At 42.0% G+C, this 15,246-nt stretch carries 12 protein-coding genes and 2 pseudogenes; 10 read left to right on the forward strand and 4 right to left on the reverse strand.

Features of this window, described 5'->3' with window-relative positions; all coding sequences use genetic code 11:
* Positions 1–133: 133 nt before the first annotated feature.
* Positions 134–643: a peptide-methionine (S)-S-oxide reductase gene (locus OCU50_RS05810; protein WP_060467545.1), complete on the reverse strand. Its 510-nt coding sequence runs from the start codon at positions 641–643 to the stop codon at positions 134–136.
* Positions 644–942: 299 nt separating this feature from the next.
* On the opposite strand from OCU50_RS05810, the gene OCU50_RS05815 reads away from it, so the two are divergent.
* The 3 genes from OCU50_RS05815 to tnaA all read left to right on the forward strand — a co-directional run bounded on the left by OCU50_RS05815 (position 943) and on the right by tnaA (position 5,928).
* Complete coding sequence (locus tag OCU50_RS05815) at positions 943–2,055, forward strand: YcjF family protein (RefSeq protein WP_060467546.1); 1,113 nt, start codon at positions 943–945, stop codon at positions 2,053–2,055.
* Complete coding sequence (locus OCU50_RS05820; RefSeq protein ID WP_060467547.1) at positions 2,042–3,727, forward strand: GTPase family protein; 1,686 nt, start codon at positions 2,042–2,044, stop codon at positions 3,725–3,727. The genes OCU50_RS05815 and OCU50_RS05820 overlap by 14 nt, the downstream gene beginning before the upstream one ends.
* Before the next feature lie 728 nt (positions 3,728–4,455).
* A complete protein-coding gene (gene tnaA, locus OCU50_RS05825; RefSeq protein WP_060467548.1) occupies positions 4,456–5,928 on the forward strand; it encodes a tryptophanase in 1,473 nt (490 codons plus the stop codon).
* Positions 5,929–6,109: 181 nt separating this feature from the next.
* On the opposite strand, the gene OCU50_RS05830 is transcribed toward tnaA, so the two are convergent.
* Both OCU50_RS05830 and OCU50_RS05835 read right to left on the reverse strand, forming a co-directional pair.
* Positions 6,110–7,345, reverse strand: coding sequence for a DUF3103 domain-containing protein (locus OCU50_RS05830; RefSeq protein ID WP_060467549.1), 1,236 nt, complete (start codon positions 7,343–7,345; stop codon positions 6,110–6,112).
* Between the two features lie 494 nt (positions 7,346–7,839).
* Complete coding sequence (locus OCU50_RS05835) at positions 7,840–9,663, reverse strand: M4 family metallopeptidase (RefSeq protein WP_060467550.1); 1,824 nt, start codon at positions 9,661–9,663, stop codon at positions 7,840–7,842.
* Positions 9,664–10,171: 508 nt separating this feature from the next.
* Between OCU50_RS05835 and OCU50_RS05840 the strand changes: the two genes are divergently transcribed.
* The 4 genes from OCU50_RS05840 to OCU50_RS05855 all read left to right on the forward strand — a co-directional run bounded on the left by OCU50_RS05840 (position 10,172) and on the right by OCU50_RS05855 (position 12,372).
* A complete protein-coding gene (locus OCU50_RS05840) occupies positions 10,172–10,789 on the forward strand; it encodes an HAD family hydrolase (protein WP_060467551.1) in 618 nt (205 codons plus the stop codon).
* A 195-nt stretch (positions 10,790–10,984) separates the two neighbouring features.
* Positions 10,985–11,398 (forward strand): hypothetical protein, encoded by a 414-nt coding sequence (locus OCU50_RS05845; protein WP_060467552.1) that lies wholly within the window; start codon positions 10,985–10,987, stop codon positions 11,396–11,398.
* Positions 11,399–11,670: 272 nt separating this feature from the next.
* Positions 11,671–11,934 carry a YrhK family protein gene (locus OCU50_RS05850; protein ID WP_060467553.1) on the forward strand — a complete coding sequence of 88 codons (264 nt, stop codon included), beginning with the start codon at positions 11,671–11,673 and terminating at the stop codon, positions 11,932–11,934.
* A 33-nt stretch (positions 11,935–11,967) separates the two neighbouring features.
* Positions 11,968–12,372: a DUF1801 domain-containing protein gene (locus OCU50_RS05855; protein ID WP_060467554.1), complete on the forward strand. Its 405-nt coding sequence runs from the start codon at positions 11,968–11,970 to the stop codon at positions 12,370–12,372.
* Between the two features lie 236 nt (positions 12,373–12,608).
* On the opposite strand, the pseudogene OCU50_RS05860 reads toward OCU50_RS05855, so the two are convergent.
* Positions 12,609–12,815 (reverse strand): annotated as a pseudogene (locus OCU50_RS05860) (methionine synthase); the annotation flags it as partial.
* A gap of 34 nt (positions 12,816–12,849) precedes the next feature.
* On the opposite strand from OCU50_RS05860, the gene OCU50_RS05865 reads away from it, so the two are divergent.
* The 3 genes and pseudogenes from OCU50_RS05865 (at position 12,850) to OCU50_RS05875 (ending at position 15,240) form a co-directional block, all read left to right on the forward strand.
* Positions 12,850–13,293 carry a hypothetical protein gene (locus OCU50_RS05865; RefSeq protein WP_201023943.1) on the forward strand — a complete coding sequence of 148 codons (444 nt, stop codon included), beginning with the start codon at positions 12,850–12,852 and terminating at the stop codon, positions 13,291–13,293.
* Positions 13,294–13,368: 75 nt separating this feature from the next.
* Positions 13,369–13,581, forward strand: a pseudogene (locus tag OCU50_RS05870) (hypothetical protein); the annotation flags it as partial.
* A gap of 240 nt (positions 13,582–13,821) precedes the next feature.
* The gene (locus OCU50_RS05875) at positions 13,822–15,240 is read left to right on the forward strand and encodes an SLC13 family permease (RefSeq protein ID WP_060467558.1); all 1,419 of its coding nucleotides are present in this window, start codon (positions 13,822–13,824) and stop codon (positions 15,238–15,240) included.
* The last annotated feature ends 6 nt before the right edge of the window (positions 15,241–15,246 follow it).

Below are 15,246 nucleotides of genomic sequence, written 5' to 3' on the forward strand. Positions count from 1 at the left end.
ATCATGATTCGATGAATTAGCTGGAAAAACGAAAACCTCAACAAAATATAATTGTTGAGGTTTTTTGATGAGTACTTTTTAAGCCAGAAGGCAAATGAGAAAGTAACGATTTAAACTAAAATCAACCCCGAAGTTAAGACTTGTATTTATGCAGCAGATCCCAAGGGATATGACATAAGTGATGATCTTCAGGAAAGTGACTCAGGTGATGCTGGTGGATATCATCACTGGCGACGTATTTGGTCAACGGCAAAACCTCTAGAGCGATTTGGCCTGCATCTTCACGTGATGCAATGTAGCGCTTGGCTTCCGCTAAGTGTTGAGCATCGGTGCTGTAAACACCGGTGCGATACTTTTCGCCCACATCGGCACCTTGTTTATTGACGCTGTAAGGGTCTATGATCTCGAACAGATGCTCCATCAGAACCGTGACTGATGTGATGCGTGGGTCAAATTCAATCTGCACACACTCCGCGTAACCATCGTAAGCGTTTTGGGTGCCATCACTTTGTGTTGTCTCGTTTTCTGTGGGCTGGGCGCTACCATTGGCACGACCGGCTTCTGTGCTGATCACGCCGGGTACATACTTGATGAACTCTTGCACGCCCCACAAGCATCCGCCTGCTAAATAAATTTGTTCCATACTTCTCTTTGAGCTCTCTGTGTTTGTTGCTAGCTTCTAATTGATAACTGTAGATTACTGATAGGCAGCCTAAACTGTTGTGGCTTCGAGCATTCAATAGCTTGGAGCATGCTTAAATACGTGATAGAACCGTATATAAAACAGGCTCATAAAAACAAGCGCTTAAGCATTGTACAACAGTGCCAATGAACAAACGCGCCACTGAATAAACGTAAGTTAAATGCGATGATGTGATTATATAAGTCATCGCGCCTTGTCACCAACCCGAATCTCAACATCAAGTGAGCGTTAGTCTAACCATGTTTGATCAAATTAAAGATTTCATTAATCCGAGCAAAAATCCCGATTTGACTCCGGCCCATGAATATCAGCGTAAGCATCTGCCGACATTATGGCTGTTGGGAAAAACGGGTGCTGGCAAATCATCGTTTATTCAAGCGGTCACGGGTGATTCTTCGGTTGAAGTGGGCAATGGCTTTGCACCATGTACCATGACGGCGATGTCTTATGATTTTCCTCAGGACAAACCGGTAATGCGGTTTCTTGATACTAGAGGGCTGGGTGAGGCAGATTACGATCCGAAAGAAGATCTGGAAGAGATAGGTCTGGCTGGTAACGCGCTGGTGGTTGTGATGAAAGCCGATGAGCCAGAACAGTCTGCTGTGTTTGCTGCTTTGAAACAGATTAAGAAGCAAAAGAAAATTAAGCACTTGTTACTTGTTCATACTGCAGTAATGTGTTCCAGTGAAACAGACCGCGCAAGACAAGTTCAATTTAATTCCAATCAAGTGGAAAGGGTTTGGGGGAAGGGCTTTGAATCGATATCGGTCGATTTCGAGACTGATGACTCGAGCAACAACAGTGGCTTAATCTACAATTATGAAGCCTTGATTGAACAGTTAACGAATATCCTGCCTGTTATCGGAATGATGGTGGTTGACAAAGAGCATTCCACGCAAGAAGAGGCCAACTTCGACCACGTAGAAAATGAGGTACTTTGGTACGCGGGAAGTGCTGCGACCAGTGATTTGATTCCGGGTGTTGGCTTAGTGTCCGTGCCTGCGATTCAAGCAAAAATGCTTCATAGTTTGGCGAACCAGTATGGGGTTGAGTGGAACAAGAGAGTATTCAGTGAGTTAATAGGTACGTTGGGAAGTAGCTTTGCTTTGCAATACGGAATGAAACTGGGCTCTCGACAATTGATAAAGCTGATTCCAGTTTATGGTCAGACGGTTGGAGCCGTTGCTGCTGCAGCTATGAGTTTTGGCACCAGTTATGGTTTAGGTCGAGCGGCTTGTTTTTACTTCTATCATAAAAACAAAGGCGAAGAAGTCTCTGAACAAGAGATGCAAAAGATCTACAAAGAATCCCTGAAGAAAGGTAAGGCAGCGTCGGGTTATGAAGAAAATTAGAAACCTATTTCGACTACTGGCCGTTTTATCGAGTGGACGCTGGGGTATTGCTCTGATTTCGGCCGTATTCCCAAGTATTATTATGATGGGCTTTGGTCTTTTCTTGGCGATTAAATACGGTTACTTACTGGAAATGTCGATTGTCATTGCTGTGAGTACTTTGTTTTTTACTATTCCTTTATATGTTTCTAGTCGTTCTTCACGTCAAGCATTGCATAGACAGTCTGTCATTCACAAGTCTCCCTCAAATACTGAGCAAAATAGCACGGGGGATTCTGAATCAGAGATAAAGCATGACAATATTGATATTAACGATGCGTTGGTTAAGGCTTCTCTTGATTGGTCTCAAAAGGAGTTGTCGATCTGGAATGAATCAAAACACTATGTACGCCAACAATTAATGATCGATGTCGAGTGGGGGAATCTCGACCAAACTGGTTTAGAGATACTTGAATTCGTCGCTGAAAAGTTTGATAAAAAATCACTCGATTTTTCAATTCCCGAAGGGCTAAAGCTTTTTGAAGAAGTCAGCCGGAGATACAAATTGGTGGTGCGGGAGCATATACCGGGTATCGAGTACCTGAAGGTCTCCTATATTAAAGCAGGATACGAAGCCTATGATCGATATGGCGAGCTAGGGCTGAAGATCGTCAAAGCGGCTATCTGGGGAAATCACCTTAAAAATCTGTACCTGAACCCTTTGAAAGTCGTTTCTGATTTAGGCCGAGAGCAAGCGACATCGTCAATGACCAAAGGTGTGGTCGATGATATGCAGTATGCTGCAAAACAAGCCTTGTTAGATGAGGTTGCAGCCGTGGCAATTGATCTTTATAGCGGACGCTTCAGCATTGAAGATGAAGCACTAAGAACATCGGAGGTTTCTGAACTGGACGAACAGCGTTTTGCTCCAGAATTAGAACCCGTAAGAATTGTGCTGGTGGGGCAAACAAGCTCGGGGAAATCCTCACTGATTAATGCACTCAAACAAGAGTTGGTCGCTGAAGTTGATGTTCTACCATCAACTGATGCTTCAACCGTCTACAACGCGTTTGTGGACGACAATGATGTTAGAGTTGTTGATCTTCAGGGGTTGGATGGTAACGCCAAAACCGAAGCCTTAATGCTTAAGGAGATGACTCAAGCAGATGTTGTGTTATGGGTGCTTAAGGCCAACCAGTCTGCACGTGAATTGGATAAGCAATTGAAAGATAAATTTGATGCTTTCTATGACGATCCTAAAAACATTTCTCGTAAAAAACCTATTGTAATATCGGTCGTGAATCAAGTGGATAGATTAAAGCCGGTTAATGACTGGCAGCCTCCTTATGATTTAGGTAATCCTACATCGACAAAAGCTAAAACCATCGCTCAAGCACTCGAATATAACCATATGTTGTTGCAAACCGATATCGTATTGCCACTCGCTATCGCGCCAGAAAAGGCGGAGTTTGGATTAGAGGCTCTGAAGCGAACGCTAATCGAAGGCATAGCCGATGCGAACAATGTTCAGAGAAATCGCCAGCGTTTAGAAGCAATCAAAAGAGGGAGATCGGTCAAAGGTCAACTGAATAAAGCGGTAAATGCCGGTAAGAAGGTGGCACCAAGCGCATTGAAAGCAGCGACACCAAAATTGGCTGAAATGGCAATCAAGCAAGCGGTTAAGAAAAAGTAACTAAGGACTGAATTTACAATGACGTTCTAGTGAGATGCTTGCGCTTTATTAATACGCGTTCTTGTTAGAGTTCACTAGCATCCGGAGTCTACTATAGGTTATTGAATGTATAAGGGAGTATATATTATTATTTAGCTCTCCGAACTAGTTTAATAGTATATAACCCGATGGCATTCACAGTTTATATAATGCGTTATCGTATTTTATTACTATTCTAAAGGTTGATCACATTTATACTTTTTTAATCTGTCTTTATAAAATAATCATACTATATTTAACGTTCGGTTCATCTTGATTTCAACGTAGGGATATATTGTGAACATGTACCTGAAATGGCAATCAACAACATGGCTAACCTTGTTAGCTTGGTATACTTTAGATCACCAGCTCTCGTTCCACCTTTCTTCAGAGTAGTATCCTCTAGGCGTCACGCGCCAGCAGAGCCCATGAGCTTTGCCCAATTCTATTAATTTCGTCTTTAAGACATGTCGTAACTCATGCGTTTAGTATTTTTTTTATGCATGGAGATCTTGTCTCTTAGTCATTATTAATTGAAAACTAATCAATACGCCATTGATTAAATAATCTATTTCTAGCTATTAATTTATATCGTAATTATCACGAGCGTGATCGTACGTGAAATAAAATTAATGGTGATTACTCGTGACATCTAAAAATAATGAATTTAGCTTTTTCACCTTAGGCTGAATTTGTGGAAAGGTACTATTATGGAAAATTTCAAACATCTACCAGAACCGTTTCGTATTCGCGTTGTAGAGCCAGTAAAAAGAACAACTCGCGCTTATCGTGAGCAAGCCATTGTCGAAGCGGGTATGAACCCATTTCTGCTCGACAGTGATGATGTGTTCATCGATTTACTGACCGACAGCGGGACCGGTTCAATCACTCAACGTATGCAAGCAGCGATGTTAATGGGTGATGAAGCCTACAGTGGTAGTCGCAGTTACTATGCACTGTCGAATGCGGTGAAAGATATCTTCGGCTATGAGCTGACCATTCCTACTCACCAAGGGCGTGGCGCAGAGCAGATTTACATTCCTGTTCTTATCAAGAAGCGTGAAATGGAAAAGGGACTCGATCGTAGCAAAATGGTCGCTTTGTCGAACTACTTCTTCGATACCACGCAAGGCCACACTCAAGTGAATTGCTGCGTGGCGAAGAACGTTTATACCAAGGAAGCGTTTGACACCTCAGTGAATGCCGACTTTAAAGGCAACTTCGACATCGTCAAATTGGAAGAGGCGATCTTAGAAGCGGGCGCAGCAAACGTTCCATACATTGTAAGCACCATTACCTGTAACTCTGCGGGTGGACAGCCAGTGTCTATCGCCAATCTAAAAGCCGTTTATGAAATCGCTCAAAAGTACGACATTCCTGTGATCATGGACTCTGCGCGCTACGCTGAAAATGCTTACTTTATTCAACAGCGCGAAGCGGGTTATCAAGATTGGACAATTGAACAGATCACACGTGAATCATACAAATATGCAGATGGTTTAGCCATGTCTGCCAAGAAAGATGCCATGGTACAAATGGGCGGCTTGTTGTGCTTTAAAGACGACTCTTTCATGGATGTGTACACAGAATGTCGAACCCTGTGCGTCGTGCAAGAAGGTTTCCCAACCTATGGTGGCTTAGAGGGCGGTGCAATGGAACGCCTTGCTGTTGGGCTATATGACGGCATGCGTCAAGATTGGCTGGAGTACCGCATTGGTCAGGTTCAATACCTCGTCGATGGTTTGGAAGCGATAGGCATCGTGTGTCAGCAAGCGGGCGGTCATGCTGCGTTTGTGGATGCGGGTAAACTGCTTCCTCATATTCCGGCTAATCAGTTCCCAGCTCATGCTTTGGCGTGCGAGTTGTACAAGGTGGCAGGCATAAGAGCGGTTGAAATAGGTTCATTATTGCAAGGACGTGATCCGGCTACTGGAGAGCAACACCCATGTCCAGCTGAGTTACTGCGTCTTACCATTCCTAGAGCGACATACACACAAACCCACATGGATTTCATCATTGAAGCGTTTGAAAAAGTGAAAGGGAATGGCGGGCAAGTAAAAGGCTTAGATTTTACCTATGAGCCAACAGTATTAAGACACTTTACTGCTCGTTTGAAAGAAGTTGAAATCAAAGAGAAGCAAACAGAAGCTAAGGATGAACCAACGCTCGAAGAAGAATTTTAAAATAAAATAATTTAACAGTTAAGAATAGAAAGGCTCTTTTGGGGGCCTTTCTTTGTTGTTTGCCTATTTACTGAGTAAGAAGCGTATATACCAAATGTATATTTACATAGGGCATATACGCTGAAGTGTTAGTTAATCACTCATTAGGGCATCGACAATGAAGCCCTCAACGTGAAAAATATTATTCTGTAGGTGAAATTATTACAGGTGCGAACGACGCGACCGCATTCCCCCCAGCACCAGGATGATCAACATAAGAAGTGTTTTGCATCAAAGTGTAGAATACGTCAACGAAGTCATCGTCATTCACGAGTACACCATCAGGAATCACATCGATAATCTTGCCTGTGATCTGAGGGATGATCGCATACCCTTGAACTTCAGGATCAGGAATCATTTTCAGTATCTCTTCTGCGGCTTCTACCAGCAGTTTGGCTAACGCTTTGTAGTCGGTGCCGTCATCGTGTTCCATCAAAATCATGTCTGCTGCTCCCCAGCGGTAGCGAGGCCAGAAGATCACGGTTTGATTTGGGTAATACGTCTGTTTGTCGTAGTCCAGATAAGGCATCTCAACGAGGTCAATCTGTGGTTCTACACGACTCGAATCGACCCCAGTGACGATAGCATAGATTTCAGCTTTGCCAGAGATCCACGGTTCTTGATCGACAGCCAAACGGATTTTCGTTAACTGTGTGGTGTTCAACGGCTCAGGTTCCGACATCGCCATCGAGCGTTTAGCTTTGCCCATAAACGTTTGTTTCTGGAACTTACTGTTTTTAATCCCTTTACTGTCTTCATTATCGCCAGTGTTTTTGGAGGCAGAATTGATTTGGGTTGCAGTACCTAGCTTGTTCATCTCGGCCCGCATCGCCATTAGGCCTGCTTTGAGCTCTTCAGCACCATTACTATCAACGACAAACACAGGAACGTCTGGCATTTGGTACACGTCTAATTGATGAACTTGTCCGTACACGTCATACGCTTCAATGTATTGCCAATTCGAATCATCGCCTGATGGTTCAAATGCAAACAGCGGGTTTTCGCCATTCTTCCAAGCTTCAATCATCGCTTCATCAGCCATGCGAATCTCTAACACAGAGTCGCTGAAATTATTGATCCCTTTCATCTTGCGATAGCCAAGATCCGCTTTCTGCATCTTGTTAGAGAATGCGGAGTAGGGCTGAGAAGAGTTCAGTTTGTCTATTGGTGTGGATAGACTCTTTTGTGAAATTTGAGCCTTTAAAGAAAGCTCAAGATCGGAATAACGCTCGCTGATTTGCAACGCCAAAGATTGCTTTTGTGCTGAGGAGTTCTCTGAAAGAGAGCGTGCGTCTGTTGTGTCGATATTGTTTGCATAGGACTGGAAGCCAACCACTGTCGTTGCAAGCACCATACTGATAGAAATAGATGGTCTCATAAATAATCCTTATTTTAATTTTTATCATTAATAGAGCATTTGCCCTATAAGGATTAACCTATCAGTAAGGTGAATGTGTTTAAAAGTTAGACAACTTATTTTTATTTCGTTGTGCAGCACAGGATCTCAATTTAAACAATTTATAAAATATTAAGTGAGTGCTGACTTGCTATATCCAAATTTATAAACCGACCATTAGTTAATTAACAAAATTATTAACTGTATAGCCTGGGCTTGTAGGTTTGTAGGGATTTAGAGCGCTTAGGTATGAGGGTATCTGTTGGCTTGTATAAGTCAGATAAGAAAAAGGGCGAGCGCTTGGCTAACCCTTTTATGTTTATAAGCGCACGGCAACGCTTATAAATACTGACTGTTGTTGGTCTTGGATTTAAGTACCAAGTCTCTAGATAAATCTAACTGCTTAATAAGCAATGAAGCCTACTCATGTGAGTAGGCTTTGTTATTGGTTGCGACCTTCAACGGTACGTTCTAACTCAATCTAAACGCAATGTTAGGCCTGAATAGTTCGAGTACCCACGCAATAACACATGATACGTTACATCAGGTTGTGCACTCACATTACACTGTTCTGTGTTTCCTGGACGGTAAGGGCGGCAGTCGTAACTTGAAGTCGTCGGCTTGCTTCCCGATTTAACGTAAAGATCCGCGTCGCCTGTACCACTAGACATTGAAACTGTTACGTTTGATGCTGACTCAACGGTGAAAGTGTAGAAGGTTTGAGAGTTTTGGCTCCCGCTTAGGTTCGCAATCGGAGTGCCTTTGGTTAAGATATTGCCAGTTGGAGGCGTCGTTCCACAACTTGCATTGACACCGACAGTACTAAAAGCGGCTTCAACATCTGAAACGTCGTAACCCATGTCTGCGGCGGCTTTTGCAACACCACAAGCCCCAGCGTCAAAGGTACTGTTTGCCGTCCAGTAAAGTTGGTTTGCAACCGTAAAGACCTCGAAGCCCTTACGCACATCCCAGCCAGATTTGTTCGCTAACAAGTAAAAGGCACGGTTATAAACCCCGCTAGATAAATGAACGTTTAAACCATCGTAGTATTGAGAAGCGTGATCTATAGATCGGCCATCTTTTGACGGTTGATCAAAGTAACGTAGTCCACCTTCTGATTTGAAGATATCGCTACCGACAACCCAGTCAACATTTCCACGCAGATAGTATTCAGCAGCTTCGCCTGCAATGTCTGAGAACGCTTCGTTAATACCTCCCGACATATTCTTATATACCAAGCCAGAGTTCTGTTCAGTAAAGCCGTGACTGACTTCGTGGGCACTCACGTTGATATCGACTAACGGATAGAAGGTATTTTTACCATCCCCAAATGTCATTGATGTACCGTTCCAAAAAGCATTTTCGTAATCAGAGCCGTAGTGCACTCTCATGGTAAGCTGGAAAGTTAAGGGAGATGTGTTCATCCAATCTTTGTACATATCAAATACAACATTACCGAAATAATGAGCGTCGTTAAGAGGCGAGTAGGCGCCGTTAACGTATTTATAGTCATTGTAATTGGTGCTGTCGCTACAGTTGTAACTGAATGCCGAGTTACCAGAGGTTCCGTTATTTAAGTTGACCGTTTTAACCGCGGAGTTTTCCAAAGTACAAGTCGTGCCCGTTTTGTCTATGGAAAATCCAGTAAAGTCGCTTCCATATTCATATCGAGCCGTTTTTATGTTGCCACCTGGACCTGTTCCCAGAGCTTTGGCATGGTTTAATCCGTCCCATTTTTGGAGGACTTCTCCAGTGATAGCGTCAATGAAGTAAAAAGGGCGCTCAGGGTGATCGGAAGCGACGAAGAAGTCGACCAAGTAAACCATCTGAGCGATTTGGTTCTCATCTAGTCTCACCATCAGTTTTGCATTTTTGTTTTCAACAGAAATGTTATCGACTACTAAGGTTTTATGAGCTGAAAGTGCAGCGGCAATAGCTTGCTTTTCATTCAGTTTGGGAGTGATGCTTGATAGGTCACCACTGATTCCTTGCGCCATTGAACCGAAGACTTTAGTAGGCTGGTTTTTAGAGAGTGTTGCCACGACCGAGGTATCAAAAACGGGTAAACCTAAGTGTGTTTGTTGGTAACGGACTTTTGTTTTTCCATTGGGCAACACTACCCGCTTTACTTCAGAAAAACCTAATTCTAGTGGGGCGACACTATTCGATTGAGCGAGGATACTTTGTTGTAGCAATGTATCATTATCCACTTTTACCATTTCTGCAGCATGCGCTGTAAAGCCGAAAGCGGTACCTAGAATAGCTGCTATTTTCCAGCTTAATTGACGTTTTTGGTTCATTTTTCGTTCCTGATATAAATATAAACTCCTTCTTCCCAACGACTTTATAGGAAGCCTATATGCAACACATTAATGCCATGTGTTGCGAATCAAGATTGGGAGAGCGTGTGGAATTATGGCAAGTTTTTCAGGAAAATTAAATTTTATAGTATGTAAACTATAATATACAAAAAACATTATTGATTGTTATGTTGATAATTCTTTAATTTTAAACTTTTATTATAAATACATGAAATTACGATAGTTCCTATAATTTATTCTGTTTTAATTTTATGTATTCGTCTTTCCTATTGAGGAGTGTGTTTTTTCGTTTTTTATTAAATTACAAAGTTAATAATAACGACATTTTCGTAGTGGTGATAGATGTTAATTCTATCAATGTTGAGGTTTGATAGCGGTTGTTAAACACAGCTCCCAGTTTTATGAATTAATTAGTGTTAGAAGAGAATGGTTATATATTTCCCGTCACTAAAAAGAAGTGCGAATTAGACCTGTGAAAGGAGAAACTATGAGCTCAGGAAGCATTAGAAATGTAGTCTTTGATATTGGTAACGTGATTGTCCGTTGGGCTCCTTTGGAAATAGTAAAGCTCACATTTGGTGAGGTTAAAGCTCCTGAGGTATTGGTTAAGGCTATTTTTCAGTCTGGAACTTGGCTCGATTTAAATAAAGGTTTAATTTCAGAATCTGATGCTAAAGCGCAGTATCAGCAGTTTCTTAATTTATCAGACTTGGAATGTGAGCGCTTATTTTACTACGTCAAACAAACACAAATCCTTATTTTCGGCTCTATTGATCTTCTGCAGCGTGTTAAGTTAGCAGGTTACAACGTTTATGCGTTAACAGATAATGTTCACGAAATTGTTTCCCATCTTAAGTCTACATACACGTTTTGGCCTTTATTTGACGGAGCGACAGTGTCTGCGGAGTTGGGGCTACTCAAACCCCAAGCAGAAATCTATCAATCGTTACTTATGCAGTATAGATTAGATGCTTCGGAAACCATATTTATAGACGACATGCCGCGTAATGTGATGGGCGCAAACGCTGTTGGTATTACTGGAGTTCAATTTGAAAATGCAGCTCAATGTGAGGAAGCTTTAAAAGCTTTAGGCCTGTCTTTCTGAATCATTGGATTTCTATATAATAAGAGACTTCACTATTTGCTATACAGTAGAATGACTATGATGGTTTTAGCTAGGTCGATACAGCTGAACTAAGGCTAATCAGACATAGTGTCTCGGTGTTGTTAAATACCACACAAATGTGGAAGGTCCTTAAGAGGGAGAATACATGTTACTCGTTAAATTCAAGGAGGAGATATGGGGTTACTAATTGGTCCAGTAGTGATTTTTTGGATCGTTTCATTCTTTTTTACTTGGCGTATGGGATATTACCTTTTGGTAGATAAACCATTTTTTCCTTATATATTCACCGTGATTATCATAGCTGTCTTCGGTGCGCTAACCTATGTTATGGGTGGTTTGTTTACCTTTAAAGATCGCAGCGAACTTTGGGCATTTGAAATCCCATGGTTTTTCCTCGTGAATAAATATGCTTTTGTATTATTTGTTTGCTCAGTAATGGCTTACCTATTTGGAAGCAATATTTTTACCGGAAATATCTCAAAAGCAGTGATTTTTATTATTGCTTTTTCGATCGCTTTGGGAAATCTAGTAGGGTGTTTGAGCTCTAACACCTTTATGCAAAAGTATAATATTTCAGAAACGTACTAAGCTATCCGTTTTCAGTTATTCGTTTTTGGAGAAGAAGCAAGTTTCAATTACGGATGTATCTGATTTACCCGTTTGGAGTTCTTATTATTCAACCAAGTAATTTTAAAGGGATTCGGAATGTATGGCATTGTCACTGTGTGGTTGCGGTCACCCTATGGTTGCAGTGACTCAGGTATTGCTTGCTCATACTTTAGCAGCGTTATGTTGACAAGTGGAGCATCGGTCTGATATCCATTTATAGTCTTAATCATAGTTCGACCTAAGGAGAGTTTGTGAATCAAGGTGTTGAATTGGATGTAGATATCGGTAAGAAACATATAGTGATTCAGCGCCGTTATGAGGCTTTAGGTGCATTCAATGATTTGTTAATAGCTGTTTGGTTTTTGATCGGTAGTTTTTTCTTTTTAAATGAGTCTCTTATTGAAAGTGGTACTTGGTTATTTATAGTGGGTAGTGCGCAGTTAATCATTAAGCCATTGATCAAGCTAATAAGTTTAGTTCATGTTAGTAGAGCGTCCAAACCATTGACACAATAGTTACGCCATTTGTTAGGATCATCGGAGGTTTCCGTGGACAAGCTAGTCAAAAATCGTTTTGAAGAATATCCGGAGAACGCTCGAATTCGACTAGAAGAGCTGCGCTCTCTCATTTTTGAGCTGTCCTGTGAATTAAAGTTAGGGGAAGTCGAAGAATCTCTTAAGTGGGGAGAGCCTAGTTACAGTGTTAAAGCGGGCAGCCCAATTCGAATTGATTGGAAATTGAAATCGCCGAATAACTGCTCTTTATTTTTCAACTGCCAAACTAAGCTCGTTGATACATTTCGAGAGTTACACGGAGATACACTGCAGTTTCAAGGTAATAGAGCAATTGTATTGCATTTATCTGAGCCCATGCCTGAGGTAGCAATCAAACAGTGCTTGGAGCTTGCTTTAACTTATCAAAAACGAAAGCATCTACCGCTTCTTGGAGCTTAATAAGGCACTAATAACTCTGAAGAAGGTGACTGTTTTCTTCGATAAATGAAGAGCTTGCTAAATAGATAACCGCATCGACATAGACAGTTTCACGTTGTCACGGAGTAAAGTGAAAGTGATGTGTAGGAAAAAGAAAGCCTAAGCGCTGATATGCGGCTTAGGCTGTGATAACTGGTTTAAGCTTCAAGAGCTAGGATTAGACTTCAAGAGTTAGTTTTGGACATACGGATAAAAGGTTACGCTGATAGCTCTTTTCGAACAATCTCTGCACCAGCACTTAACGCATTGAGCTTAGCCGATGCTATTTGACGAGGTAGGGGCGCCATACCACAGTTGGTACATGGGTAGAGTTTATCGGCGTCAATATACTTAAGTGTTTCTCTAAGAGTGCTGGCGACTTCTTCCGGTGTTTCAATCGAATCGGTTGCCACATCAATCGCACCTGGTTCACCTAATATACCGGGTATGCTGTCGATTTTGAGTGAAATGAATATACCCGCTAAGGCTTTAGCCGATTTAGATTTCGATTTTACTGTAGCTAAAACAAAGAAACTTATTGATAAGGATCACCCAGCCTTAGAAGCTTGTTTAGAGATCATTCAAGAATTACAGCCAGAGCATGGTTTCGAACTCAATGGACGAAATCCAACGAAGGGGAATAACTTTAAAGCTTCGGATATTTATGAACTATTAGCTAGCCAAGAAAAATCGAAAGAACCGATTGGAGTTATTCGTGAGTATTTCAAAGAAAACTCAATATGGGTATGGTCGCTAGGAGCAATTGAGCCTCACCTTTCTCTGGACGCAAAAGAAACTGGAGAGTGGTACAAGTTTAAGCAAAAACTCATAGATAGCCCCCTTGAAGATGTAGTCGCTGATCATGAGCATATCAGTGACTTTGTCGCGTGGTGTGTGAGCTAACAAACGACTATGGCACCAATAGTACACTGAGATTAAATGTTCACTCAGAAAATGCATCAGTTTCACGGAGGGAACATGTCAAGCGACCAACTATTAGAAAAGGCACTTTATAGCAGTGCCAGCATCCACCAACCTCATTCTTTAAAAGCTTATTTGGCTGCGAATTATCTGAATGGGTATTTCGCTAAATCAGACAATGTGTGGCTTAAAGCGAGTGAGCTGATAGACCAAACTGAGATAAAAGTTTTAGGCGAGTACTCTGCAACGGTGCAAGCGCCGAAGTTTACGGGTCTCCCACGCAAAGGCGAACGTTTGCTTTTTGGTTCTCGGAATTTAATTGCAACAGTAAATGACACACAAACGTAGAGGTAGCGCACAGAATCGAAAAAGGAGATATCGTGATCACGTAATCATTGATCTAGCCGATAGTGAGATAGTGATAAGAGGTCGATAATTCGTTGTCGAACTAAATTAGAACTCTAAATCTAATTTCTAAGTAGTTGTTATCTCAGGAAGAGTTTTTGTGTTATGCGCCCCTATATTAAATACATTATCCCTATTTTAATTCCTTTCATTATCCTCGTAATGCCGCTATCAGCGTTTCCATTTGAAGGCCTTACGATTATTCAACAACGCGTTATCGCGATCTTTTTATTAGCGGCATTGTGCTGGGTGTTCGAGCCTATCCCGATCTACGCGACGTCTGTTGTTATTATCGTTCTGCAATTGTTGATGTTGTCGGATAAAGGGCTGATCTTTTTGAGGTTTGAGCATGGGGAGGAACATTTTGGTGAGCTGTTAAAATACAGCGATATTATGGCGACATTCGCTAGCCCAATCATCATGCTGTTTTTAGGTGGTTTCTTCTTAGCGATGGCTGCCACTAAATATCGATTAGACGTAAACTTAGCCCGTGTATTATTGAAGCCATTTGGACAAGACCCAAAGTTTGTGATGCTCGGCTTAATGTTGATCACTGGTATCTTTTCGATGTTTATGTCTAACACGGCAACAACGGCAATGATGCTATCTATTTTAACACCGGTACTGGCTGTGTTTGGCCCGAAAGACCCCGGTCGTATAGCGTTTGCGCTTTGTATCCCTGTTGCCGCTAACATCGGTGGCATTGGTACCCCGATCGGCACCCCCCCGAACGCTATCGCACTTAAATATTTAGTTGGCGATAACCTAATTACGTTCGGCGAATGGATGGCATTTGGTGTGCCGTTTGTCGTTATTATGATGGCGTTAGCGTGGTTTTTAATCGGCTTTATGTACAAAGCTGACCAAAAGAAAATCGAGCTAAGCATCAAAGGTAAATTCCTTAAAACGCCCAAAGCCATTGCGGTATACGTCACTTTTGCGCTGACCATCATTCTTTGGTTAATGGGCTCGAGCCATGGCATGAACTCTTATACCGTCGCTCTGATTCCTGTCGCTGTGTTCTCTCTCTCCGGGATCATCAATAAAGAAGACCTGAAGAAAATTTCTTGGGACGTATTGTGGCTTGTATCAGGTGGTATTGCGCTTGGTTTAGCGCTCGATAAAACTGGCTTAGCAAAGCTCGTGGTACACAGTATTCCGTTTGATGCTTACTCACCCTATGTGGTGTTGTTCGGAGCGGCGTTCTTGTGCTTGGTAATGGCAAACTTTATGTCTCATACCGCAACGGCTAACTTGTTAATGCCAATTATGGCTGCATTAGGTTCGTCTATGGCGTCACTCACGCCACTAGGCGGTGAGTTAACGTTAATTCTGGTTGTGACTTTTGCCGCTTCATTAGGTATGTCGCTACCAATCAGTACGCCACCGAATGCGTTGGCTCATGCCACTGGTCATGTGCAAAGTAATCAAATGGCCAGAATCGGTATTATTTTGGGTGTGGTTGGTGTGCTATTGAGCTTTGTTATGGTATGGCTGCTACATTCAATTGGTCACATAGGATAACGATAC

It is taken from the genome of Vibrio toranzoniae (assembly GCF_024347655.1).
Lineage (GTDB): Bacteria > Pseudomonadota > Gammaproteobacteria > Enterobacterales > Vibrionaceae > Vibrio > Vibrio toranzoniae.